Here is a 21,754-nt window from a genome sequence, read left to right on the forward strand (position 1 = left end):
CATCGCCGGCGATATCACTTTCCGTGGGCCGGGGCGCCGGAGATCCCGCGCTGTCAGGTGGCGCCGTCGCGGGCCGAGAGCCGTTGGGCGACCTCGCCGTAGCGCTCGAAACGTTCGGCGTCGCCCAGGGCGTTGTACAGCACGATGCGGGTGGCGATGCCCCGGTACTTGTCCGCGAGCGCGTCGGCGAGGTGCTCCCAACTGGACTCGGTGGCGAAGGTGGCGATGTGCTCGTCGGTGATCTGGGCGGCCATCCCCGCAAAATCGCCCGCCTTCTGCTTCTCCCGGATCCGCGCCGTGGTGCCCTCGAAACCGGCCTCGTCCCAGATGAACGCGTAATTGGGGGTGCTGCCGTAGAAGCTCATCGCCGCCCGGACCCGCTCACGTTCGGCGTCGCGCTCGGCGTCGGTATCGCCCACGATCGTCATCACCGGCACGATCAGCGCGACCTCGGCGGCCGACCGCCCCGACTTCGCCGCCCCCTCGGCGACTTTCGGCAGGACGTGCCGGGCGAGATAGCCGGGTTCGCCGATCGGGTGCACGTGCACGCCGTCGGCCACCTCGCCGGCCATCCGCAGCATCCAGGGATTCACCGCGGCAACGTCGACCCTGGGATCGGGGGCCTCGATGGGGCCGGCACTCCACTGCGGGCTGATGAAGTCGAGGTCGTAGAACTCGCCGTGGCGGTCGAGCGTGCCGGAGCGGAACGCGCCGAAACACGCCTTGACGGCCAGCACGTAATCGCGCATCCGCGGGCCCGGACGCTCGAAGGGCACCCCGTAACGGCGCACCACGTGGGTGCGGACCTGGGTGCCCAGGCCGAGGCGGAACCCGCCCCCGGTGGCCTCCTGCAGTTCCCACGCGGTGGCGGCGGTGACGAACGGGCTGCGGGGAAAGGCGACCGCCACGCCGGTGGAGAGCTCCAGGCCCGGTGCGGCCTGCGAGGCCACCGCGGCGTTGAGGTACGGGGTTCGGCCGGTCTCGGTGAACAGCAGACCCGAGAAGCCCGCGGCCAGCGTGCGTTGGGCCAGCCCGCCGATCCGCCCCAGCGGCACGGCGGTGGTCATCACGTCGACGTGCACCCACGGATGGTAACCACCGGAGACCCGTTCCCCGTGCCATTAGGACATCAACAGCAGCGCCGACGTGACGAGCATGACGGCGGCGGTCAGGCCGTGCACTCCCCAGGCGATGGACCTGGAACCTCCGTTGCGCACCACGATAGCCGCGTCGGCGAGCGGAATGATCGTGGCGGCCAGGATCACCCAGCCGAGCAGGTGGGTGGCACCGGCGATCATCAGGATGATGACGAACAGCCCGGAGGCGATGTCCCGCACCCCCTTAACACTCAGGTAGGCGCCGACGGACGGCTGGCCGAGGTCGGGCTGCACACCGTAACCGGCGGCCGCGACGCGTGGGGCGAGGAGGAACCGCGCGCCGATGACGATGATGCCCGCGCCGATCAGCCCGGCCAGCGTGTACGCGATGATGTTGATGGCCATGGTGGAGCACTCCTGGTTCAGCGGATCGGCGAGTAGGTGGTCGGTTCGAGTGCTGCGGTCTGAACGTCGACGATCTCGTCGGCGTCAAAGCCGGCCATGTCGGCGTCGAATTGACGGCTCGCCATCACATCGCGGGTGATCTCGTCGGGATCGGCAGCGACCGGGTAGCGGATCAGTGCGACAAGGCGGTTGGTTTCATCGCCCCTCTCGGTCCACACCCCGCAGATGGTGATCCCGAAGGTGCGAAACGTGGCCAGGTGGCGGGCCCAGTGCACCGTCGCGTAGCGCTGCAGGGCTTCCGGTGACCGCAGGGTGTAGATCCTCAGCTGCAACATCGAATGGTCTTCCCTTGTCATTGTTCTCGGCATTCAGAGGATCAGCACCAGGCACAGTGCGGCCACTGCCAGACCCTGCAGCGTGGCGCGCACGCCGATGATGCGATCCCACTGCGCTTGCAGCGCGCGTCCGGTCGGCAGTGCCCTGCCGGACAGCGCGGGGGCCGTCAGTCGCCGGTTGATCGGCGCGCTGATCCGGGTGTAGAGCACGATCCAGATCGCCACAAGAAGAACCGCGGCACCCGCGGCGAGGGCCTGTGCCCAGTGTGCGGCGACCGCGGCCAGCACCGCGCTGGCCGCGGCGGCGACCCCGCCGAGCACACCGGGTACCGGCATGCGCCGGTCGCCGTATCGATGCACGCGGCCCGTGACCGCGACCAGGGCACCGTCGTCGAGCGACGCCAACGCCGGTCGCAGCACGATCGCACAGAACACGTCAGTGCCATAGACCACCGCGGTCCCCAACACCGCAATCAGTGCGACGGCACGGGTGACGGCGTCCAGATCCACCTCGCGCTCCCCTCATCGCCAACCGCTAGCAACGCTAACCCTGATCGACTGTCGCGTCAATAGCGGCGCTAGTACCTATAGCGGTGCTAGCATGGGACATGGCCATCGAGGATCGTCGAGAGCGCGAGCGCTCTGCGCGCCGGCGGCTGATCATCACCACCGCCCGCAGGTTGGCCGAGGCCGAGGGCTGGGATGCGGTCACCACCCGGCGGCTGTCCACCGAGATCGAATACAGCCAACCGGTGCTGTACAAGCACTTCACCGGCATGGACGACATCGCCGACGCCATCGCCCTGGACGGGTTCGCCGAGCTCGCCGAGATTATTCGCGCCACCCGCTTCGAGGCCGGTACACCCAGCGAGGCGCTGACCCGGATTGCGCACGCCTATCTGAACTTCGCGCGCGACAATCCGGCGGTCTACGACGCGATGTTCACCCGCGCAACCACCTTGCGCTTCGCCGCCGACGACACACCGCCCCAGCTGATCGCCGGGTTCGCCGAGCTGCGGCAGACGGTCGATCTCGTCGCCGACGGCACGGACGCGGAGACACTCACCGAGGTACTGTGGGCCGCCCTGCACGGTCTGGTCACCCTCAGCCGTGCCGGGCGCCTGCGCCCCGGGCATGAGTCCGATCGCCTTCAGCTGCTCGTAAGACAGTTCACCGGCGGAAGAGACGAAAGCTAGCCGTAGGGTGTGCAGCGCCACGGTTCTGAGCCCTCCGAGCCCAAGCTGCCGGACGGCTCGCGTCGCGTGTCATGCGATCACCGCCTCTGCGAAGTGCCGTGTCCGTCATCATCGTCGAATTCGCCGAGCGTGTCCGCAACCGAGCCTGGCGCGTCCCCGGTTTCGGTTTCCGGCGCCGGACGCTCGCGCGACGATGGGCGCGCCGACCACACCTGGCGGAACTTGCCGGTCCTCGGGTCGGGGCCGGGCGGTTCGTCCGCGTGCTCCACCACAACGGGCGCGGCCCCCTGTGCGGCGAAGAACGCCTGCAGGCGCTCGTCGAGGGCACGCCACACCTGCTCCGGGTCGGCGTCGGATGACATCTCCAGTCGCACCCGCACGGTCCTCGGATCGGTGCGGATGGCCTGGCACCGATGCACCCCCGGGGTCTCCTCGATCACCTCCACCAGGGCCAGCGGCAACACCGTGACCGCCGACCCGTCCGCCGCGTCGAACGAGAGGAGCTCGCTGGTGCGGCCCTCCACGATGATCGCCGGCAGCCGATTCCCGCACGCGCACGGGGAGGCGGCCAGCTTCACCCGGTCGCCGAGGTCATAGCGGATCAGCGGCTGCACCCGATTGGCCAGGTCGGTGACCAAAACCGTATGAGAGACGACGCCCGGCGCGACGGGGTGGTGGTTCTCATCGACCGGCTCGATCAGATACCAGTCGCTGTTCACATGGAATGCGCCGTGCCGACATTGCGTCGACAGGCCGGGGAATTCCGCTGAACCGTAACGGTTCTCAATCGCGCAGCCGAACGTCGACTCGATGCCGGCGCGCAGCGCGGCCGTCAGCTGTTCGCCTGTGGTGATCGCCAACAGGGGCCGGATCGTCAGCCGGCCCGCTCGTTGTTCGCCGGCCAGCACCGCCAGCGCGCTAGGGTATCCCTCCAGGATCGTCGGCTGAAACGCGTTGATGTCGCCCACCAGATCCGGCAGCGGCCGCAGCACCGAGAACACGGACACGCGGTCGGCCAGGAAGGTGCTGCGGCGACGGACGAACGCCCACGCGGCGGAGACACCGACGTGCCCGCCCGTGACGAACAGGGCCGCCACCCGCAGCCCGCGCCGCAGCACCCCCCGCAGGAAGTTCCATCGAAGGATGTACTGCCATTCGCCGCGGCGGCCCACCAACAAGAACAACGCCGAGTACGCGTCGTCGTGGATCAGGATGGCCGGCTCTCCGCTGGTCCCCGACGTCGTCGCGACGAAGTAGCGGCCCAGGTAGCGGGCCCCCAACAGCGAGGGGTCGGACAGGAAGTCACGGCGCAGCGACTCGATGGTGATGTCGGGGTCGGTCACCCAGTCGTCGAAGTGTGCCATCAGCTCGGGCTTGGACGTGACGGGCAACGATTCCAGAGGAACCTGCCCGGGAGGTATGTCACGGTAGAGGTGGCGGTAGTACGGTGACGCGGTTCGCGCATGCCGCACCAGCGTCTGCAGTCGGGCCTGCTGGCGGCGGTGGATCGCGATGTGGTCACCGCGCCGGAAACGCCAGGCCTCCCAGGCGATCACCGCCACGGCAGCCGTTGCGCGAATTCTCGTTAGTGGGCGGGGGAATGTGCGTCGCATATGCGCTCCCGGTTACCTGACCGAACCTCACTGGTGCTCGTGGGCGACGTCCAGACGCAGAGACCTACGCACGCTGTCGGCACAACGGCCGCAGCAACCGCGCCGCCGACAGCGGCGCCGCCTGTGCGAACGAGACCATGTCAACGCCGCGGCATGACAGAGCCTACCTTCGCGGCGGCGCAGGGTCCGACGGATCAGTCCCCCGACCTTCGTCGGTCTATGTTCTCTGTTGTTCTCTGTTCCAGGTCGACATCCTCACCGTTTGCGGTCCATCCACCAATTGGCCGGATCGAATAGTGGTTCGAGACAGAGCCGCTGGTGTAGTAGCGATAGATGACGTCAACGGCTTCGTTCGCATCGAAGACCTCTGACTTGGCGACCATATGAACGCCATGGGGCGTTTCGATTTCGTTGTCAAGCGGCTCAGGCGTGCTAGCGGGATGACCCGCCGCCCCCCACACACCGACGCGATGCCCCATTGCTCACCACCGTGCGTGCGGATCTCAATCGTCATTGCGTCGGCGTGTCCGGCTGCTTGTAGAAACTCAGATGCGTCCTCGTCGTCGCGAAGCATTGCGCCATCGTCTTTGCCGTGGAGCGGACACAACGTCAGCGCCCACGGTCTCACGCCGTTGAAGCGCCGCAGTGTGCGCGCGAAGAACTCAGGCTGCTTGTGGTCGCCAATTTCGCTGCTCAATGTCCCGCCGTCGTACTTGACGACGAAGCCGCCGGTGGGGGTGTTCAGCCTGTCATTCATTCCGCTCTCTTCGCCTCGCACCCGTCGATGCCAATGTACTGACTGGGCACGTCGGTCTCGTGCGTTACATGTTCCAGTACAGGTGGCACGGAGTGGCGCGGCCGGGGCTCGAACCCGCCGCCAACGGACTTATGAGTGTGTCGACCAGGCCGTTCTGGGAGTCGTCTAGAGGCCAAATCAAATCGCCGTAAGATTCCTTCGAGGCTATTGAAACCCTTATGAGACAACAGGATAAAGGAGTTGTCTGACTATACGCCGCCTGCCGAATCAGCGGCGCAGGCCAAATGGCATGCGGATCCATTGCGTACGAGTTACGTAACGACCGTCGCCACAGCACGTTAGCTAGCTGGGATCCCAGATTGAAACGATTTGCTCCAATGAGCAGTGGCTGGACACGCTCCACACCTCGCCGCCTAGCTGCATTATTGATGTAAAATTGTACTCCATTTGCGAGGAGCGATGATGTTCAGCCGACCGGGGGGAGGCGCGACGTGGCGTCACTAATTGAAGACGTACGCGTTTCGCGTGCCGTCAGCGGCATTGCTACGCGATCAGAGCGTGAACCGGACGTCGAGGTACTGCAACAGACGTATGTTGAGACCGGCATTCTGCCACAGCTCGACAATCACAATAATCAAATTTTATACGGTCGGCGAGGCACCGGCAAAACGCACGTTTTGCAGATTCTCGGCCAAGAGCTTGAAACTCATACCGGCACCTACTCGATGTACGTCGACATACGTATGCTCGGGAGCTCACACCTATTTACAGATGGCTCCAGACCCATTGCGGACCGCTGTGTGGCTGTGTTCAAGGACCTGCTATCCCTGATACAAAGCCGCCTTCTCGATATTGCAACATCTCCCGGTAGTAGCGGTTCAGGACTTCAGGAGGTGAGCGACTTCGCAGACCTCATTACACAAAAGTCGGTAGACGTTACAAAGCGATCAGTAAAAGACACTAGCGCCCAGAAAGAAAAAGAGGGTTTCCAGGCCGACGTGAAAGGCTCACTGAGTGGTGGCGCATCCGCGAAGTTAAATTCTTCCGATGCTCGGGAGTGGGAGTCTGCACGCGAAATCTCATATGATGAGGCATTCCGCGAAAGCCTCGTCTTCAGCGAAGTTCATCAAAAGCTGAATGAAACGCTAGCGGCGATGCAAATTAGTCATCTCATACTCCTAATCGACGAGTGGACATCGCTACCAGTGGAGATTCAGCCTTTCATAGCTGAATTCCTTAGAAGGGCGTTCTTTACCACACATCGAGTTACCGTAAAAATAGCGTCGCTTGAGTACCGGTCGCGATTCACGATGAACGACGAGCGTGGCAACATTATCGGTTTCGAACTCGGCGCCGACATAGCAGCTAACCTTGATCTAGATGACTTCTATGTCTACGACCGAAATCCCGACAAAGTTGTCAATATTTTTCATGAACTACTGTATAAACATATCACTTCAGGGATCGATTCGGTCGTGTTAAGTGAATATAATGTAAAAGACGCGACGGGATTTCGTTCGAGACTTTTCACTGAACGTGCGACATTTGTTGAATTAGTGCGAGCTGGGGAAGGCGTCGTCCGCGATTTCCTTGGCATATTTAGCGCGGCGTTCTTCAAAGCAATAACAACTGGTCGCTCGAAGATCGACTTACATTCAGTCGAAGAGGCTGCGCGGGATTGGTACGAGACCGATAAGTCAACAGCTCTATCCGAGAAACAGCGAGAAGCGCTCCACCGCATAATTCAAGATGTAATCGGAAATCGCTCGACGAAAATGTTTATGCTTTCAAGGTCCGATGCCGACCATCCAATGATTCAATCATTATTCGACCTGCGGCTACTTCACTTAATACTCCGCGGATACAGCGACAAAGAGAATCCCGGGAAACGTTACAATATTTATGCGTTAGACTATGGTACGTATGTTGATTTGAAGCGTACGAAAGCTGAGCCGGAGGGGCTACTTGAGGCCACCGTCGACGATTCAGACACCGCGCAGCAGTCGAGGACACTTGACGAACGTCTAGTTCCATTCAAAGACAAACGCAGCATTCGTCGGGTTATCTTGCGAACTGATGTTTTTGATGACCTGATGACATAAATTTAAGAGGACCGTCGATTCAACGGCACGCCGTCCAACTAATTTATAATGATCCGAAGGGAGGACGCGTGCTTCAGAAGATTGTAATCAAAAACTTCAAATGTTACGAGACTTTCAGTCTCGACTTCAATGCTGACATCAACATCATCGTTGGTGATAACGAGGCTGGAAAGTCTACTCTGCTAGAGGCGATCAACCTTGCACTGACCGGGCGAGTCGCCGGTCGGCCAGTTCAATCAGAAATCTCGCCTCATCTTTTCAATCAGTCCAGTGCCAAAAAGTACATCGAAGAGATCAACGAGGGGGCGAATCCTCTGCAGCCAGAAATCATCATCGATGTATTCATAAAGAAGGATTCAGAAACTGCCCACCTTGCAGGTACCAACAATCTCGACAAGGTTGATACACCTGGCATCCGGCTCCGCATTGCGTACAACGATGAATACGCAGACGAGTACAACGCGTTCATCGCCACGAAGACCGCAACGACGATACCGGTTGAGTACTACAAGGTTGAGTGGCTCTCCTTCTCGGGAAATCCCATCACTCAGCGCGGCATTCCGATTGCCGCGTCGATGATCAACGCCGCCAACATTCGACTGCAGAACGGTGCCGACTACTACCTACAGAAGATCATCAAGGGCCATCTGACCGACCAACAGCGAACGGAACTCTCGCGGGCGTACCGCGACCTCAAGCAAACATTTACGTCAAACGCCTCGATTAGCGCTATCAATGACATTCTCGACAAGGCGAAGGGCGAGGTGAGCGACAAAACCTTCACACTTGGAATCGATGTGTCACAACAGTCGGGCTGGGAATCAGGGCTCGTCCCTCATCTTGACGACCTGCCGTTTACACTGATCGGCTCGGGTGAGCAGAGCACCATGAAAATCCTCCTCGCGATCAACCGACGCATCGAGGAATCCCATGCCATTTTGATTGAGGAACCAGAGAATCATCTGTCATTTGCCACCCTCAACAAACTGATCAGCAAGATCGAAGATAAATGCAGAGAACGCCAAGTCATCATTACGACCCACAACTCGTACGTCATTAACAAGCTTGGCATCGGCAAGCTCATCCTCCTGCACGAGCAACAAGCCGCCAAGATGACCGACCTCCCCGACACCACCCAGGACTACTTCATGAAGCTGTCCGGCTACGACACGCTTCGATTGGTCCTCGCCCGAGAGACGATCATCGTCGAAGGGCCGTCCGACGAACTGGTGGTGCAACGCGCATACATGGACACCCACGATGGCCGGCTGCCGATCCACGACGGCATCGACGTGCTCAATGCCCGCGGGTTGTCGTCAAAGCGGTTCCTCGAAATCGCCGCTCAGCTCGGTAAACCCGTCCACGTTGTCACTGACAACGACGGAAAGCCTGACGCTGTCGATAAGAAGTTCGAAGACTTCACGACCTACGACAACATCTCCATCCACCGCAGCGACGACGCCGCTCTACCGAGTCTTGAAGACCACATCTTTGCCCTCAACGGCCGCGAAAAGATGAATCGGATCCTCGGCAAGAGCTTCTCAGACGACGCCAGCGCGCTCGCCCACATGAAGAAGGACGGCAACAAGACAACAGGTGCCGTGGCCATCTTTGGCGCAACTGAAGTCGTAACGATGCCTGAGTACATCCTCGATGCCATCAAGTAATCGTGCGATACTTGCTGCCGCAGGTTCACGTAAAACCGAGTCGATTATCCAAGCTATTGCCGATGCAGACCCATCTACACGTCTCCTCGTCACGACCTATACGATCGAAAATTCGACGCAGATCGTGGAACGAATTACGAGTAAACTCGGAAGCATTCCGAAGAATGTCACGGTAAAAACGTGGTTCACCTTCCTGCTAAGTGACTGCATCAGGCCATATCAAAATTTCCTGACTGACACCAATCGAGTCCGTTCCCTCAACTTTGCCACCAAGCCAGGGCAATACGCGCGCAAGATCGATATCGATGGCTACTACATCGATGATCAATCGAACGTCTACAGCGACAATGCGGCCGATTTCGCGGTGAGTCTGGACGAGAAATCAGATGGAAAAGTAATCAGCCGCCTCGAGAGCATCTACGACGAAATCTACGTTGACGAGGCCCAAGACCTGGTCGGATACGACCTTGACTTGCTTGACCTGCTCCTTGGCTCCGGCATCTCGCTCACCATTGTCGGCGACCCACGCCAAAGCACCTACACGACGAGCAACACCCGCAAACACAGCGGCTATCAGCGGCTGAAACTCTACGACTGGTTCAAGGAGCGAGAAGCGAACGGACAACTGGTCATTGAGTGGCGAAACGAAAGCTACCGCTGTAACCAGGCAATCTGCGACTTCGCCGACGCCCTCTACCCCGAGCTACCGCAGACGACCTCGCGCAACACCGAACAAACCCCACATGACGGCATCTTCCAGATCGGTAAGGCGGATGTTGACGACTACGTATCCACCTACCAGCCAACGGTCCTGAGATACAGGGTCAATACCAACACCATGGGCCACAAGGCCATCAACTTCGGTCTCTCGAAGGGCCGCACCTACGACCGGGTTCTGATCTTCCCAACGAACCCCATGAAAAAGTATCTGACGACACAGAACATCGAGGACGCTGGCGATATCGCAAAGTTCTATGTCGCAGTGACCCGCGCCAAGTACAGCGTCACTTTCGTCGTCTAGTCCTGGCGCCCCCTCCCCCGGTGTGTCGACGTCCGATTGCCGTTGCCGATCCGTTCGGCCCATGCTTCATGACCGCCGAGCTGATCGAACGTTGCCGCAAGATCGGCGGTGCTGTCAGCATTCGGGTCGCGACCTTGCTCACGCCGGTAGTCGCGGTAATTGTTGACGACCTTCTCGACGGTCGGATAGCGGACCATCGTCGATTGCACCGAATCCACGATGCAGAGCGCCAGGGATGGCCGTCCGGGGCCTTCGAGCCACGGAACTGTTCGTACCGTTCCGTCACGACCAGGACCTGTTCAGGCGAGAGACTCACGTCGGCACCGTGCCACATCGGTCCGACAGAGCGGTACTGATTGCGAGTTCGGAAGCTCGCTCAGATCCCGCGGCCACGAGCGATGAAGACGCCCTGCACGCCGCATCGGGGGCAGGGGTAGTCGTCGATGTCCAGCAAGCAGGGGGCGACGGTCCACAAGATCTCGTCCCAGAGAAGCAGCGTGCATCCGCAAGTCAGGACGCAACGCCACTGAACCGCCGACGTCATACAGGGACTCTTGTGGGGCGGGCGGGGCTCGAACCCGCGACCAACGGATTATGAGTCCGCGGCTCTAACCAACTGAGCTACCGCCCCCAGGGCCGCCCGGCAGGCGAGTAACCCCCACGGTCAGCCCGCACACACACAATAGCGACATCGTGGCGGCCGCCGTACCGCGGCCGAGCCTGACTCGCCTGCGGCGCACCGCCTCGGCCGGGGCCCGCTCACCGTCGCCGTGACCCGGTGCCGGCCCACCTGGGATCATGGCCGTCGTGCCCGTCTCCACCGCGTTCGCCTCCGACAACGCCGCCCCGGCCCACCCGGCGGCCCTCGACGCCCTGGTCGCCGCCAACGCCGGCCACGTGATGTCCTACGGCGACGACGCCGCCACGGCCCGTGCCGCCGAAACGATCAAAGCGGCCTTCGACTCCCCCGACGCCGCCGTGCTGTTCGCGTTCACCGGCACCGGGGCCAACGTCATCGCGCTGACCGCCGGGGTGCGGCCGTGGCAGGAGATCCTGTGCAGCGACGTCTCCCACGCCCTGGTCGACGAGGCGGGCGGGCCGGTGCGCCTGTCCGGGGCGCAGTTGACCCGCCTGCCCAGCGACGACGGCCTGATGGACCCCGCCGAGCTGGACCGCCGGATCGTGCGGCGCGGCGACGTGCACCACTCCCAGCCGCACCTGGTCACGCTGACCCAGTCCACCGAGAACGGCCGGGTCTGGCCGGCCGCGGCCATCGGCGAGTTCGTCGACCACGCCCACAGCCTGGACCTGGTGGTGCACGTCGACGGCTCGCGCATCGGCAACGCCGTCGCCGCGCTGGGTGTCTCACCGCTGCAGGCCACCGGCGACGCCGACATCATCACCGTCGGCGGCACCAAGAACGGCATGCTGTTCGGCGACGCGATCCTCATCCGCCGCCCCGAGCTTTTTCCCGGCGTCGAGTTCGTGCAGAAACAAATCGGCCACCTGGCCAGCAAGCACCGCTACCTCGGCGCCCAGTTCGAGGCCATGCTGGCCGACGACCTGTGGTTGCGCACCGCCGCGCACGCCAACGCGATGGCCGCCCGCCTGGCCGCGGGCTTCACCGCCCTGGGCCTGCCGCTGGCCTGCCCCACCGAGGCCAACGAGGTGTTCGTCGACCTCGACCCCGGGCTCTACGGGCGGCTCTGCGAAACCTACGCCGTGCACCGACCCGACCCGCTGGCCCCCACCGTGCGGTTCGTCTGCTCCTGGGCCACCACCGACGCCGACGTCGAGGGCGCGCTGGGCACCGTCACGGACCTCCTCGGCTAGCTCTCCGGAGCGTCACCGTGGCGCCGAAAGCGACCACACGGCCCGCACCTCCCTGGGTACCGTGGCCGCGGGCGTGAACGGGCGAACAGGAGCGGACCTCTCGTGAAAACGGGCGTGCATCTACCGAACTTCGGCTACTGCGGCGACGTGCGGGTGCTGGCCGACCTGGCGGCCGAAGCCGAGAGGGCCGGCTGGGACGGCGTCTTCGTCTGGGACCACCTGCAGGTCACCGAGCCGACCGTCGACCCGTGGATCGCGCTGGCGGCCATGGCGCTGAACACCGGGCGCATCCGGCTCGGCACGCTGGTGACACCGGTTCCGCGGCGACACATCGTGAAGCTGGCGCGCGAGGTGGCCACCCTCGATCACCTCTCCGGGGGCCGCGCTGTGCTCGGCGCGGGGGCCGGATACGCCGCGCTGCCCGACTATTCGGCCTTCGGCGATTCCACCGACACCGCGCTGCGCGCCGCCCGGCTCGACGAGGGGCTCGAGGTGCTCTCGGCGCTGTGGAGCGGGGACGCGGTGGAACACCACGGCACGCATTTCGACATCACCACAACGGGATTCGCACCGACGATGCAGCGGCCACGGCCCCCGATCTGGACCGCGGCCACCACGGGTTCGGCCAAGCCGCTGGCCCGGGCCGCGCGGTGGGACGGCCTGGTGTGCGCCGGCCGCTACAGCCTGGAGGTCGACCCCGAGGAGGTGCGCGCCATGGTCGGCGCCGTCACCCCGCGACGCCCGGCAAACACCCCGTTCGACGTCGTGCGCTTCGGCCACACCGAGGACCCCGACGACACCGCCACCGTCGCGGCCTGCGCCGAGGCCGGCGCCACCTGGTGGATGGAGTGCAGCTTCCCGGCGTTGACGACGCTCGAGGCGGTCTACGACCGTGTCCGGGCCGGCCCGCCCGTGCGGCCGGTGTGACCCCCGCGCACCCCGCTGCGCGGTGCTCGGGCCGCGGACCTGAAGCGCCCCAACGCATCACGGAGACGCGGGCGGGCGCTACGGCGCCAGATCCTGCAGCACCGCGTCGGCGATCACCGCCGGCAGGTAGTGCCCGCACCCCGGCACCACCCGCAGGTCGGCGCCCGGCAGGGCCCCGGCCAGCCGCACGGCGTGCTCCATGGGCACCAGCGTGTCCTGCTCGCCCTGCCACACGGTGACGGGTCCGCGCACCGCACCCGGGTCGAACCCCCACGGGCCACCGAAGCGCCGATAGTCCTCGGCGGTGCCGCGCACACCACCCGCGGTGGCCCCGCGCAGTGCGGCCAGCAGCTGCGACAGCGCCCGATCGTCGAGCGCGGCGCGGTCCCGCTCGCCCGCCGAACGCCGGATCTCCCACGCCAGGTATCGCTCGGGTGTCCACCGGCTCAGCCACAGCGGGGGCCGCGCCAGGCGCGCCGACACCCGGGCCGCGGGAATCAGCAGCCGGTCGGCCCACAACCCGAGCTCGAAGGCCTCCCGGACGCCGCGCAGCGGCGCCATCCCGGCCAGCGTGGCCGCCGCGCGCACCCGCAGCGGCCTCGCGGCCGCGCAGGCCAGCGCATACGGTCCGCCGGCCGACCAGCCCGCCACGGCGTACCCGCCGACGCCGAGCCCGTCGAGAACCCGTTCGACGGCGTCCGGCCAGCCGGCCACCGAGGACAGCGGCCACGGCTCGCTGTCGGCGATCCCGGGCCGGTCGACGGCGATGACATCGGCGCCGTGGCGCCGTGCGGCGGCATCCAGCAGCGCACCGTCGCGCCCGCTGCTGAGCCCCCCGTGACACCAGAGCAGCGGCCAGCCGCCGGCCGCGCCGAAGCGCCACACTCCCACCCGGCGTCCCCGCACCAGTGTTGGGCCCGAGGTCATCTCCCGCCCGTGAGGCCCGCGCCGCCCAGCCGGGCGGCCCGCGCCAGCAACCCGATGTAGCCGGCGCCCAGCAGCCGCGGCATCGCCGCCATCGCGCGCCCGTCGGGGCCGATCAGGATGCGCGCACGGTTGCGGTCCACCCCGCGCAGGATGACACCGGCGGCCCGGTCCGGGGAGGTCATCGCCGCCCGCTCGAACAGCCGGGCCGTCTGGTCGCGGTCGGCCGACGGGTCGATGCGCATGTTGGCCGCGAAGTTGGTCCGGATCACCCCCGGGTGCACACAGTGCACGGTGACGGGGTGCCGGTCGACGATGATCTCCTGCCGCAGCGCCTCGGTGAACCCCCGCACCGCGAATTTCGATGTGCTGTAGGCACTCTGGTAGGGCACCGAGATCAGCCCGAACGCGCTGGAGAGGTTGACCAGCCGCGCCGGGGCCGCGGCGGTGCCGGATTCGATCAGCTGCGGGAGGAACGCCTTGGTGCCGTTGACGACACCGCCGATGTTGATGCCGACGAGCCAGTCGTAGTCCTCCCAGGTCATGTCGGCCACGCTGGACACCAGGTCCACCCCGGCGTTGTTGAACAGCCACGACGCCGGCCCGAGCTCGTCGCGGACCCGCGCGGCGTAGTCGAGCATCGCCGCGCGGTCGGCGACGTCGACGCGGTAGGTGGTCACCCCGCCGCCGCACACCGCCGCCGTCTCGGCCAGCCCGCGCGGGTCGACATCGCTGGCGGCCACCCGGATCCCGCGTCGGGTCAGCGCCAGGGTCAACGCCCGCCCGACCCCCGAGCCGGCGCCGGTGACCACCGCGACGCGCGGCGCCGTCATTCGTCGCGCCCCGTCCGCTGCGCATCCCGGGCGGCGCCCGTCGGTTCCTGCGCCTCGGCCAGCGCCGCAATGCGCTCGAGCGAGGCCTCGATGTTGGCGCGCAGGTCGGGCCGGCGGTCACGCACGAACAGGAACAGATGCTCGAAGATCCGCACCGGCAGCGGCAGCGCCACGCACATCCGGCACTGTTCGGTCAGCCGCACCGTGCCCGGCTCCGGTCCCGGTTCGATCAGGAAACTCCACTGCGTCCAGTCACCACCCATCGCCTCGACCACGAACGAGAACAGCCGGCCGGGCTCCTGCTCGACCACCCGGGCCTCGGTGCGCCACCGCCCGAGCCGGCGCCGGTTCCACGCCTGGAAGCGTTCGGCGGAGATCCGCTCGGTGCGCACCGTTTCCGGACTCCACTGCGGAATCCGCGCCACATCGGAGACCAGTGCGTACACCGTCTCCGGGGATGCGCGCACCAGCGCGGAGGCCGCGATCGTCTCGTCCTTCTGCAGCACCGCCACACCCGGCCCCTGTCGTCACCGGTCACCTGTCGCCGTCGACCCTATATGGAGACGCCAACAGTATGGGTCGTTGTATGGGCAGTTGCCCGGACACCGGTTCCCGGAGATGACCTTGGTCTCTATCGCCGCCCCCGGGCGGGGACAACCATGGGACGGGTTCCGAGGAGGTCAGCCATGCGATCGAAGCGGCGCTACCTGATGTGGGGGCTCGCGACCGCGGCCCTGCCCGCCGTCACCGTGCTGGCCGCGCCGCAGGCCGCGGGGTCGTCGGACTGCAACACCTCCGCCGAGACCACCGTGTGCGCGCAGGGTGAGGTCCGCGGCAGCGACGGCGTGCCCCGGGCCGCGAGCCCGGCCGTGCCCTACCCGTGCGAGTACGACTGGTACTGCGACACCGGCTGGGACCTCAACGTCGGATGGAACCCGCCCTGGCCCGGCGTCGGACCGCGCTGAGCACCCCGACCATGACCGGTCCACCCCTCGACCAAGGAGCCACCATGTCGCCCCCAGTACGTATGTCGCCCCCAGTACGTATGTCGCCCCCCGCACGCCGCCCGCGCCGCACGGTGCTGGCATTGGTCGGCGGCACCGCCGTGGCCGGTGCGACGCTGTTGGGCGCCGCTCCCCTGGCGGCCGCCGAGCCGCCGGTCCCGCCGCCGTGCTCGGCCGCCGAGCTGGCCCGCGTGATGTCCGGCGTCACCTTCGAGACGTCGAACTACCTGACCACCCACCCGGCGGTCAACGACTTCTTCACCGGCCTCAAGGGCCAGCCCAAGGACCAGATCGGGCCACAGGTCCGCATCTACCTCGACGCCAACCCCACGGTCAAAGCCGACCTGCAGCGCATCCGGCAGCCCGCCGCCGACTTCCACCAGCGCTGCGGGGTCCCGCCGGTGCCCTGACCGCACCGGCGGGTGACCGACACCCCTGGCCCCCGTCGATGGTGACCTTCGTCACTACCGGTGTGGACGGCGCCGGCGAACCATGAACAGGGTCCACGACCGAGGGGGCATCGATCCGAACATGGCCGTCACAGCCCAGACCAGCCAGAAAACCAGCGCGAAAACCACCCCAAAAAGCGACATCATCCACAAGACCCAGACCGACTGGGCCGTCCCGCCCAACCTGGCCGACTACGACCGCGCCCGCGCCGACTTCTCCTGGTCGGCGGTCCCCGACCTGTGGGAGGGCATGGGTCCCGGCCTGTGCAACATGGGCTACGCCGCCGTCGACCGGCACGCGCAGGGCCCCGACGCCGGGCGCGTCGCGCTGCGGTTCGTCGACGAACACGACCCCGCCGCCGGGCACGACCTGACCTACGCCGAACTCGCCCGGCAGGCGCGAAAGTTCACCAACGTGCTGCGTGGGCTGGACATCGGGCGCGGCGACAAGGTGTTCACCGTGCTGGGCCGCGTCCCCGAGCTCTACATCGCGATGCTCGGCGCGCTGCGCAACGGCAGCGTGGTCTCCCCGATGTTCTCCGCGTTCGGGCCCGAGCCCCTGGCCACCCGCATCGAGATCGGCCAGGCCGACGTGCTGGTCACCACCGTGGCGCTCTACAAGCGCAAGATCGCCAAGATCCGCGACCAGCTGACCTCGGTGCGCTGCATCCTGGTCGTCGGCGAACCCGGCCAGATCCCGGAGGGCACCCTGGATCTGCGGGCGCTGCTCGACGCCGCCGGCGATGACGCCCCGGTCGAACCCACCACCGCCGAGGATCCCGCGCTGCTGCACTTCACCAGCGGCACCACCGGCACCCCCAAGGGCGCCCAGCACGTGCACGGCGCCGCGGTCATGCACTACATGACCGGCCTGTACGCGCTGGACCTGCACCCCGACGACATCTTCTGGTGCACCGCCGACCCGGGCTGGGTCACCGGCACGTCCTACGGCGTGCTGACGCCGCTGCTGCACGGCGTCACCTCGATCATCGACCCCGCCGACTTCGACGCCGAACGCTGGTACCAGATCCTCGCCGACCAGGGCGTCACCGTCTGGTACACCGCGCCGACGGCCATCCGGATGCTGATCAAGGCCGGCGCGGAGATCGCCGAGAACTACCACTTCCCCCGGCTGCGCTTCATCGCCAGCGTCGGTGAACCGCTCAACGCCGACGCCGTCTGGTGGGGCAAACGGGTGCTGGGCCTGCCGATCCACGACAACTGGTGGCAGACCGAGACCGGCGGCATCATGATCGCCAACACCCCGGCCTTCGACATCAAACCCGGGTCGATGGGCCGCCCGCTGCCCGGCGTCGAAGCGCTCATCGTGCACCGCGACGACGGCGACGACGCCGGCGAGGGCGGTGAGCCCGCGATCACCGTCGTCGACACCCCCGACACCGAGGGCGAACTGGCGCTGCGGCGCGGCTGGCCGTCGATGTTCCGCGGCTACCTCAACAACGAGGCCCGCTACCGCAAGGCGTTCGCCGGCGACCTGTACCTGTCCGGCGACCTGGCCAAACGCGACGCCGACGGCTACTTCTGGTTCGTCGGACGCGCCGACGACGTGATCAAGTCCGCCGGGCACCTGATCGGGCCGTTCGAGGTGGAGAACGCGCTCACCGAACACGAGGCCGTCGCCGAGGCCGGGGTGATCGGCAAGCCCGACCCCACCGTCGGCGAGATCGTCAAGGCGTTCGTCACGCTCAAGGACGGCTACGAGCCCAGCGAGGAGCTGCGCCTGTCGCTGCTCGGGCACGCCCGCAAGCACCTGGGGGCCGCGGTGGCCCCCAAGGAGATCGAGTTCGCCGAGGCGCTGCCACACACCCGCAGCGGCAAGATCATGCGGCGCCTGCTCAAGGCCCGCGAGCTGGGTCTGCCCGAGGGTGACACCTCCACCATGGAGAACCCCCAGCCCGAGGCGGTGCGCAAGTGACCGACACCAGAACCGATTCGACGCCCGACACCACCGAGCTGCGCCGCGGCCTGCTGGCCGACATGATCCGGGTCCGGCGCATGGAGGAGAAGTGCGCAGAGCTCTACAGCGCGGCCAAGATTCGCGGTTTCCTGCACCTCTACGTCGGTGAGGAGGCGGTGGCCGCCGGGTCGCTGCGCGCGCTGGGACCCGAGGACGCCGTGGTGGCCACCTACCGCGAGCACGCACACGCCCTGCTGCGCGGCATCCCGATGACCTCGATCATGGCCGAGATGTTCGGCAAGCAGGAGGGCTGCTCGCGCGGGCGGGGCGGTTCGATGCACCTGTTCGACGAGCGCACCCGCTTCTACGGCGGCAACGCCATCGTCGCCGGCGGGCTGCCGCTGGCCGTCGGGCTGGGCCTGGCCGAAGCGCAGCAGAACCGAAACCGGGTCACCGCCTGCTACTTCGGCGACGGCGCGGTGGCCGAGGGCGCCTTCCACGAATCGCTGAACATGGCCGCGCTGTGGCAGCTGCCGGTGCTGTTCTGCTGCGAGAACAACCTCTACGCCATGGGCACCGCGCTCGAGCGCGCCCAGTCCCAGACCGACCTGAGCGCCAAGGCCGCCGCCTACCGGGTGCCCACCCAGGTCGTCGACGGCATGGACGTCGAGGCCTGTCACCGCGCCGCCGGCGAGGCCGCCGAACACATCCGCGACCACGGCGGCCCGTTCTTCCTGGAGTTCCGCACCTACCGGTTCCGCGCGCACTCGATGTTCGACCCCGAGCTCTACCGGGACAAATCCGAAGTGGCGCAATGGAAAGAGCGTGACCCGATCACCACGTTCACCGAGACGTGCCTGCGCGAGGGCACCCTGAACGCCGACGACGTCGCCGCCCTGGAGGCCGCCGCCGACACCGAGATCGACGACGCGGTGGCCTACGCCGAGGCCGGGACCTGGGAGGCCGTCGAGGATCTGCACCGCGACGTCATGACACCCCAACCGGAGCACGCATCGTGAAAACCACCTACCGCACCGCCGTCCACGACGCCATGCGCGACGCCCTGCGCGACGACCCCCGCGTGGTGCTGATGGGCGAGGACGTCGGCCGCTACGGCGGCACCTACGCCGCCTCCAAGGGCCTGCTGGAGGAGTTCGGCCCCGACCGCATCCGCGACACCCCGCTCTCGGAGCTGGGCTTCGTCGGCGTCGGCATCGGTGCCGCGCTCGGCGGGCTGCGCCCCATCGTCGAGGTGATGACCGTCAACTTCAGCCTGCTGGCGCTGGACCAGATCGTCAACACCGCGGCCGCCCTGCGCCACATGTCCGGCGGGCAGTTCTCGGTGCCGCTGGTGGTGCGGATGGCCACCGGCGCCGGACGGCAGCTGGCCGCCCAGCACTCGCACAGCCTGGAGGGCTGGTACGCCCACATCCCGGGGATCACCGTGCTGGCCCCGGCCACCGTCGCCGACGCCTACGGCATGCTGGGGCCCGCGCTGGCCGACCCCGACCCGGTGGTCATCTTCGAGCACGTCACGCTGTACAACACCGCGGTGGACACCGACACGCTGGTGCCCACCGACATCAGCCGCGCGGCGATCCGCCGGCCCGGGACCGACGCCACGCTGATCACCTACGGGGGCAGCCTGCCCAAGGTGCTCGATGCCGCCGACCAGCTCGCCGTCGACGGAATCGACTGCGAGGTGCTCGATCTGCGGGTGCTGCGCCCGCTCGACGATGCCACCATCCTGGAGTCGGTGGCCCGCACCCACCGCGCGGTGATCGTCGACGAGGCCTGGCGCACCGGCAGTCTGGCCGGCGAGATCAGCGCCCGCATCGCCGAGCGGGCGTTCTACGACCTCGACGCCCCGGTGGCCCGGGTGTGCACCGAGGAGGTCCCGATCCCCTACGCCAAACACCTCGAGACCGCCGCCCTGCCACAGACCCCGGCGATCGTCGACGCGGTGCGCGCACTGTTCGGGGACGGCTCATGATCGAGTTCACGATGCCCTCGCTGGGCTCCGATATGGACGAGGGGTGCCTGGACGAGTGGCTCGTCAAACCCGGTGACACCGTGGAGCGCGGCCAGGTCGTGGCGGTGGTGGAAACCACCAAGGCGGCCGTGGAGGTCGAATGCTGGCACGCGGGCATCGTCGACGAGCTGCTCGTCCAGGTGGGCCAAACCGTGTCCGTCGGGGCGCCGATGGCGCGGCTGCGCGAGACCGGGGACGGCGAACCGGCTTCGGTCCCGGCCGCATCGGCGGCTTCTGCGGCGTCTGGGGCCACTGGGTCCACCGGGGCCTCCGGGCCGGCCGCCGCCCGCGCGCCGCGTCAACCCCGCCCCGCCCCCATGACCGCGCCGCCGGGCCGGCGACGCGAGACCACGCCAACACACCGTCGCTGGATCTCCCCGGCGGCCCGGCGCGCCGCGGCCACCCTCGGCGTCGACGTCGAAGCGCTGACCGGCACCGGCCCGCAGGGCTCCATCGTCATCGCCGACGTGGAACGCGCGGCGACGGCGGCCCCGGCCGCGCCGGCCGCCGCACCCTCGGCCCCGTCCAGCACGGCGGCCAGCACGGCGGACGGCAGGGCGGCCACCAAGTCGGCCGCCGCCCGCGCCGCCGAGCGGGGCGCAGCCATGCGCAAGTCCATCGCGGCGGCCATGGCCCGCTCCAAACGCGAGATCCCGCACTACTACCTGTCCAAGGAGATCAAGCTCGACACCGCGCTGGGCTGGCTGGCCGAGCGCAACGCCGGGCGGCCGATCACCGAGCTGGTGCTGCCGGCGGCGCTGCAGCTCAAGGCCGTCGCGGTGGCCGCCCAGCGGTTCGGCGAGTTCAACGGGTTCTGGCGCGACGACCAGTTCGTCCCGGCCTCGGGAGTCCATGTGGGAGTGGCGATCTCGCTGCGCGGCGGCGGTCTGGTGGCCCCCGCCCTGCACGACGTCGCCGAGAAGCCGCTGGAGCTGGTGATGGCCGACCTGACCGACCTGGTGGCCCGCGCCCGCGCCGGATCGCTGCGCAGCTCGGAGTTCTCCGACCCCACCATCACCGTCACCAACCTCGGCGACAACGGCGTGGACACCGTCTTCGGGGTCATCTACCCGCCGCAGGTCGCGCTCGTGGGCATGGGCACCCCCGCCCCTCGGGTGTGTGCGGTCGACGGGGGCATCCGCATCGCCACCACCATGCAGCTGACCCTGGCCGCCGACCACCGCGCCTCCGACGGCCACCGCGGCGCCCAGTTCCTCACCGCCATCGACCAATTGCTGGCCCAACCCGACGTTCTGGAGAAGTGAGCGACGCATGACGACCTCGACATCCACCCGCGACGCCGTGCTGTCGGTGCTGACCACCATCGCCCCGGAGGTGGAGCCCGACGAGATCGACGACGACGCGCCGCTGCGCGACCAGGTCGACCTCGACTCGATGGACTGGCTGAACTTCTTCCTCGGCGTGCATCGGCGCCTCAACGTGGAGATCCCCGAGTCGGCCTACGCCAACCTGCACACCCTGGCCGACGTCGTGGCCTACGTCGACGGCCACTCCTGAGGCGACAAGCGGCCGATATCCGCGGAAACCACCGCACCGGCGGGTAGCCTTACCCGCGGTTGACCCCACAGCCATCCGGCCACGTACGGCGGCGTCGCACTCGCCCCGCCGCAGGAGTTGTGA

The 21,754-nt window shown here is 66.7% G+C and carries 23 protein-coding genes and 1 tRNA gene; 13 read left to right on the plus strand and 11 right to left on the minus strand.

Annotation, left to right across the window (positions count from 1 at the left end; all coding sequences use genetic code 11):
* Nucleotides 1-53: 53 nt before the first annotated feature.
* The 4 genes from CSR00_RS13685 to CSR00_RS13700 are packed head-to-tail and all read right to left on the minus strand — an operon-like array spanning nt 54 to nt 2,347.
* Nucleotides 54-1,082 carry a TIGR03617 family F420-dependent LLM class oxidoreductase gene (locus CSR00_RS13685; protein WP_099022958.1) on the minus strand — a complete coding sequence of 343 codons (1,029 nt, stop codon included), beginning with the start codon at nt 1,080-1,082 and terminating at the stop codon, nt 54-56.
* Nucleotides 1,083-1,121: 39 nt separating this feature from the next.
* Nucleotides 1,122-1,502 (minus strand): DUF4267 domain-containing protein, encoded by a 381-nt coding sequence (locus CSR00_RS13690; RefSeq protein WP_099022959.1) that lies wholly within the window; start codon nt 1,500-1,502, stop codon nt 1,122-1,124.
* 17 nt (nt 1,503-1,519) lie between these two features.
* Nucleotides 1,520-1,837 carry an NIPSNAP family protein gene (locus tag CSR00_RS13695; RefSeq protein WP_099022960.1) on the minus strand — a complete coding sequence of 106 codons (318 nt, stop codon included), beginning with the start codon at nt 1,835-1,837 and terminating at the stop codon, nt 1,520-1,522.
* 33 nt (nt 1,838-1,870) lie between these two features.
* Nucleotides 1,871-2,347 (minus strand): DUF1772 domain-containing protein, encoded by a 477-nt coding sequence (locus CSR00_RS13700; protein WP_099022961.1) that lies wholly within the window; start codon nt 2,345-2,347, stop codon nt 1,871-1,873.
* A gap of 98 nt (nt 2,348-2,445) precedes the next feature.
* Here CSR00_RS13700 and CSR00_RS13705 point away from each other — a divergent pair, with 98 nt between their 5' ends.
* On the plus strand, nt 2,446-3,033 hold the full coding sequence (locus CSR00_RS13705) for a TetR/AcrR family transcriptional regulator (RefSeq protein WP_099022962.1): 588 nt from the start codon (nt 2,446-2,448) through the stop codon (nt 3,031-3,033).
* A gap of 77 nt (nt 3,034-3,110) precedes the next feature.
* Here CSR00_RS13705 and CSR00_RS13710 read toward each other — a convergent pair whose 3' ends face one another.
* Together CSR00_RS13710 and CSR00_RS30140 are read right to left on the minus strand one after the other, a co-directional pair.
* Nucleotides 3,111-4,595 carry a phenylacetate--CoA ligase family protein gene (locus tag CSR00_RS13710; RefSeq protein WP_245906001.1) on the minus strand — a complete coding sequence of 495 codons (1,485 nt, stop codon included), beginning with the start codon at nt 4,593-4,595 and terminating at the stop codon, nt 3,111-3,113.
* 268 nt (nt 4,596-4,863) lie between these two features.
* A complete protein-coding gene (locus CSR00_RS30140) occupies nt 4,864-5,403 on the minus strand; it encodes a hypothetical protein (protein WP_141564355.1) in 540 nt (179 codons plus the stop codon).
* Nucleotides 5,404-5,894: 491 nt separating this feature from the next.
* Between CSR00_RS30140 and CSR00_RS30145 the strand changes: the two genes are divergently transcribed.
* The 3 genes from CSR00_RS30145 to CSR00_RS13720 all read left to right on the plus strand — a co-directional run bounded on the left by CSR00_RS30145 (nt 5,895) and on the right by CSR00_RS13720 (nt 10,193).
* Complete coding sequence (locus CSR00_RS30145) at nt 5,895-7,505, plus strand: hypothetical protein (RefSeq protein WP_141564356.1); 1,611 nt, start codon at nt 5,895-5,897, stop codon at nt 7,503-7,505.
* A 68-nt stretch (nt 7,506-7,573) separates the two neighbouring features.
* Complete coding sequence (locus CSR00_RS13715) at nt 7,574-9,172, plus strand: ATP-dependent nuclease (protein ID WP_099022963.1); 1,599 nt, start codon at nt 7,574-7,576, stop codon at nt 9,170-9,172.
* The gene (locus CSR00_RS13720; protein WP_099022964.1) at nt 9,159-10,193 is read left to right on the plus strand and encodes a UvrD-helicase domain-containing protein; all 1,035 of its coding nucleotides are present in this window, start codon (nt 9,159-9,161) and stop codon (nt 10,191-10,193) included. The genes CSR00_RS13715 and CSR00_RS13720 overlap by 14 nt, the downstream gene beginning before the upstream one ends.
* Here CSR00_RS13720 and CSR00_RS13725 read toward each other — a convergent pair.
* Together CSR00_RS13725 and CSR00_RS13730 are read right to left on the minus strand one after the other, a co-directional pair.
* Entirely contained in the window at nt 10,190-10,402 is a 213-nt protein-coding gene (locus CSR00_RS13725; protein WP_141564357.1) for a DUF8548 family protein, read from the minus strand. The genes CSR00_RS13720 and CSR00_RS13725 overlap by 4 nt on opposite strands.
* A gap of 348 nt (nt 10,403-10,750) precedes the next feature.
* Nucleotides 10,751-10,824: transfer RNA gene (locus CSR00_RS13730), tRNA-Ile, on the minus strand.
* A gap of 167 nt (nt 10,825-10,991) precedes the next feature.
* On the opposite strand from CSR00_RS13730, the gene CSR00_RS13735 reads away from it, so the two are divergent.
* The gene (locus CSR00_RS13735; RefSeq protein ID WP_099022966.1) at nt 10,992-12,026 is read left to right on the plus strand and encodes a threonine aldolase family protein; all 1,035 of its coding nucleotides are present in this window, start codon (nt 10,992-10,994) and stop codon (nt 12,024-12,026) included.
* Nucleotides 12,027-12,128: 102 nt separating this feature from the next.
* A complete protein-coding gene (locus CSR00_RS13740) occupies nt 12,129-12,953 on the plus strand; it encodes an LLM class flavin-dependent oxidoreductase (protein WP_099022967.1) in 825 nt (274 codons plus the stop codon).
* A gap of 78 nt (nt 12,954-13,031) precedes the next feature.
* Here CSR00_RS13740 and CSR00_RS13745 read toward each other — a convergent pair whose 3' ends face one another.
* The 3 genes from CSR00_RS13745 to CSR00_RS13755 are packed head-to-tail and all read right to left on the minus strand — an operon-like array spanning nt 13,032 to nt 15,222.
* A complete protein-coding gene (locus CSR00_RS13745; protein ID WP_099022968.1) occupies nt 13,032-13,880 on the minus strand; it encodes an alpha/beta fold hydrolase in 849 nt (282 codons plus the stop codon).
* Complete coding sequence (locus CSR00_RS13750) at nt 13,877-14,710, minus strand: SDR family NAD(P)-dependent oxidoreductase (protein WP_099022969.1); 834 nt, start codon at nt 14,708-14,710, stop codon at nt 13,877-13,879. The genes CSR00_RS13745 and CSR00_RS13750 overlap by 4 nt, the downstream gene beginning before the upstream one ends.
* Complete coding sequence (locus CSR00_RS13755; RefSeq protein ID WP_099022970.1) at nt 14,707-15,222, minus strand: SRPBCC family protein; 516 nt, start codon at nt 15,220-15,222, stop codon at nt 14,707-14,709. The genes CSR00_RS13750 and CSR00_RS13755 overlap by 4 nt, the downstream gene beginning before the upstream one ends.
* Nucleotides 15,223-15,396: 174 nt before the next feature.
* Between CSR00_RS13755 and CSR00_RS13760 the strand changes: the two genes are divergently transcribed.
* The 7 genes from CSR00_RS13760 (at nt 15,397) to CSR00_RS13790 (ending at nt 21,631) form a co-directional block, all read left to right on the plus strand.
* Nucleotides 15,397-15,675, plus strand: coding sequence for a hypothetical protein (locus CSR00_RS13760; protein WP_099022971.1), 279 nt, complete (start codon nt 15,397-15,399; stop codon nt 15,673-15,675).
* A gap of 80 nt (nt 15,676-15,755) precedes the next feature.
* The gene (locus CSR00_RS13765) at nt 15,756-16,124 is read left to right on the plus strand and encodes a heme-binding protein (protein ID WP_099022972.1); all 369 of its coding nucleotides are present in this window, start codon (nt 15,756-15,758) and stop codon (nt 16,122-16,124) included.
* 121 nt (nt 16,125-16,245) lie between these two features.
* Nucleotides 16,246-18,099, plus strand: coding sequence for an acetate--CoA ligase (acsA, locus tag CSR00_RS13770; RefSeq protein ID WP_099022990.1), 1,854 nt, complete (start codon nt 16,246-16,248; stop codon nt 18,097-18,099).
* A gap of 62 nt (nt 18,100-18,161) precedes the next feature.
* Nucleotides 18,162-19,100, plus strand: a complete 939-nt coding sequence (gene pdhA / locus CSR00_RS13775) for a pyruvate dehydrogenase (acetyl-transferring) E1 component subunit alpha (RefSeq protein ID WP_099022991.1) — start codon at nt 18,162-18,164, stop codon at nt 19,098-19,100.
* A complete protein-coding gene (locus CSR00_RS13780) occupies nt 19,097-20,074 on the plus strand; it encodes an alpha-ketoacid dehydrogenase subunit beta (RefSeq protein WP_099022973.1) in 978 nt (325 codons plus the stop codon). The genes pdhA and CSR00_RS13780 overlap by 4 nt, the downstream gene beginning before the upstream one ends.
* Entirely contained in the window at nt 20,071-21,378 is a 1,308-nt protein-coding gene (locus CSR00_RS13785) for a dihydrolipoamide acetyltransferase family protein (protein WP_099022974.1), read from the plus strand. Before CSR00_RS13780 ends, CSR00_RS13785 begins: the two co-directional genes overlap by 4 nt.
* Before the next feature lie 7 nt (nt 21,379-21,385).
* On the plus strand, nt 21,386-21,631 hold the full coding sequence (locus CSR00_RS13790) for an acyl carrier protein (RefSeq protein WP_099022975.1): 246 nt from the start codon (nt 21,386-21,388) through the stop codon (nt 21,629-21,631).
* The last annotated feature ends 123 nt before the right edge of the window (nt 21,632-21,754 follow it).

Source organism: Mycolicibacterium palauense, assembly GCF_002592005.1.
Lineage (GTDB): Bacteria > Actinomycetota > Actinomycetes > Mycobacteriales > Mycobacteriaceae > Mycobacterium > Mycobacterium palauense.

Excerpts from the sequence above, each read along its gene's own strand:
- CSR00_RS13690 (WP_099022959.1), bottom strand. The coding sequence starts at position 1,502 with ATGGCCATCAACATCATCGCGTACACGCTGGCCGGGCTGATCGGCGCG.
- CSR00_RS13705 (WP_099022962.1), top strand. The coding sequence starts at position 2,446 with ATGGCCATCGAGGATCGTCGAGAGCGCGAGCGCTCTGCGCGCCGGCGG.
- CSR00_RS13695 (WP_099022960.1), bottom strand. The coding sequence starts at position 1,837 with ATGTTGCAGCTGAGGATCTACACCCTGCGGTCACCGGAAGCCCTGCAG.
- CSR00_RS13735 (WP_099022966.1), top strand. The coding sequence starts at position 10,992 with ATGGCCGTCGTGCCCGTCTCCACCGCGTTCGCCTCCGACAACGCCGCC.
- pdhA (WP_099022991.1), top strand. The coding sequence starts at position 18,162 with ATGATCCGGGTCCGGCGCATGGAGGAGAAGTGCGCAGAGCTCTACAGC.
- CSR00_RS13765 (WP_099022972.1), top strand. The coding sequence starts at position 15,756 with ATGTCGCCCCCCGCACGCCGCCCGCGCCGCACGGTGCTGGCATTGGTC.
- CSR00_RS13720 (WP_099022964.1), top strand. The coding sequence starts at position 9,159 with ATGCCATCAAGTAATCGTGCGATACTTGCTGCCGCAGGTTCACGTAAA.
- acsA (WP_099022990.1), top strand. The coding sequence starts at position 16,246 with ATGGCCGTCACAGCCCAGACCAGCCAGAAAACCAGCGCGAAAACCACC.
- CSR00_RS13790 (WP_099022975.1), top strand. The coding sequence starts at position 21,386 with ATGACGACCTCGACATCCACCCGCGACGCCGTGCTGTCGGTGCTGACC.
- CSR00_RS13750 (WP_099022969.1), bottom strand. The coding sequence starts at position 14,710 with ATGACGGCGCCGCGCGTCGCGGTGGTCACCGGCGCCGGCTCGGGGGTC.
- CSR00_RS13760 (WP_099022971.1), top strand. The coding sequence starts at position 15,397 with ATGCGATCGAAGCGGCGCTACCTGATGTGGGGGCTCGCGACCGCGGCC.
- CSR00_RS13745 (WP_099022968.1), bottom strand. The coding sequence starts at position 13,880 with ATGACCTCGGGCCCAACACTGGTGCGGGGACGCCGGGTGGGAGTGTGG.
- CSR00_RS30140 (WP_141564355.1), bottom strand. The coding sequence starts at position 5,403 with ATGAATGACAGGCTGAACACCCCCACCGGCGGCTTCGTCGTCAAGTAC.
- CSR00_RS13785 (WP_099022974.1), top strand. The coding sequence starts at position 20,071 with ATGATCGAGTTCACGATGCCCTCGCTGGGCTCCGATATGGACGAGGGG.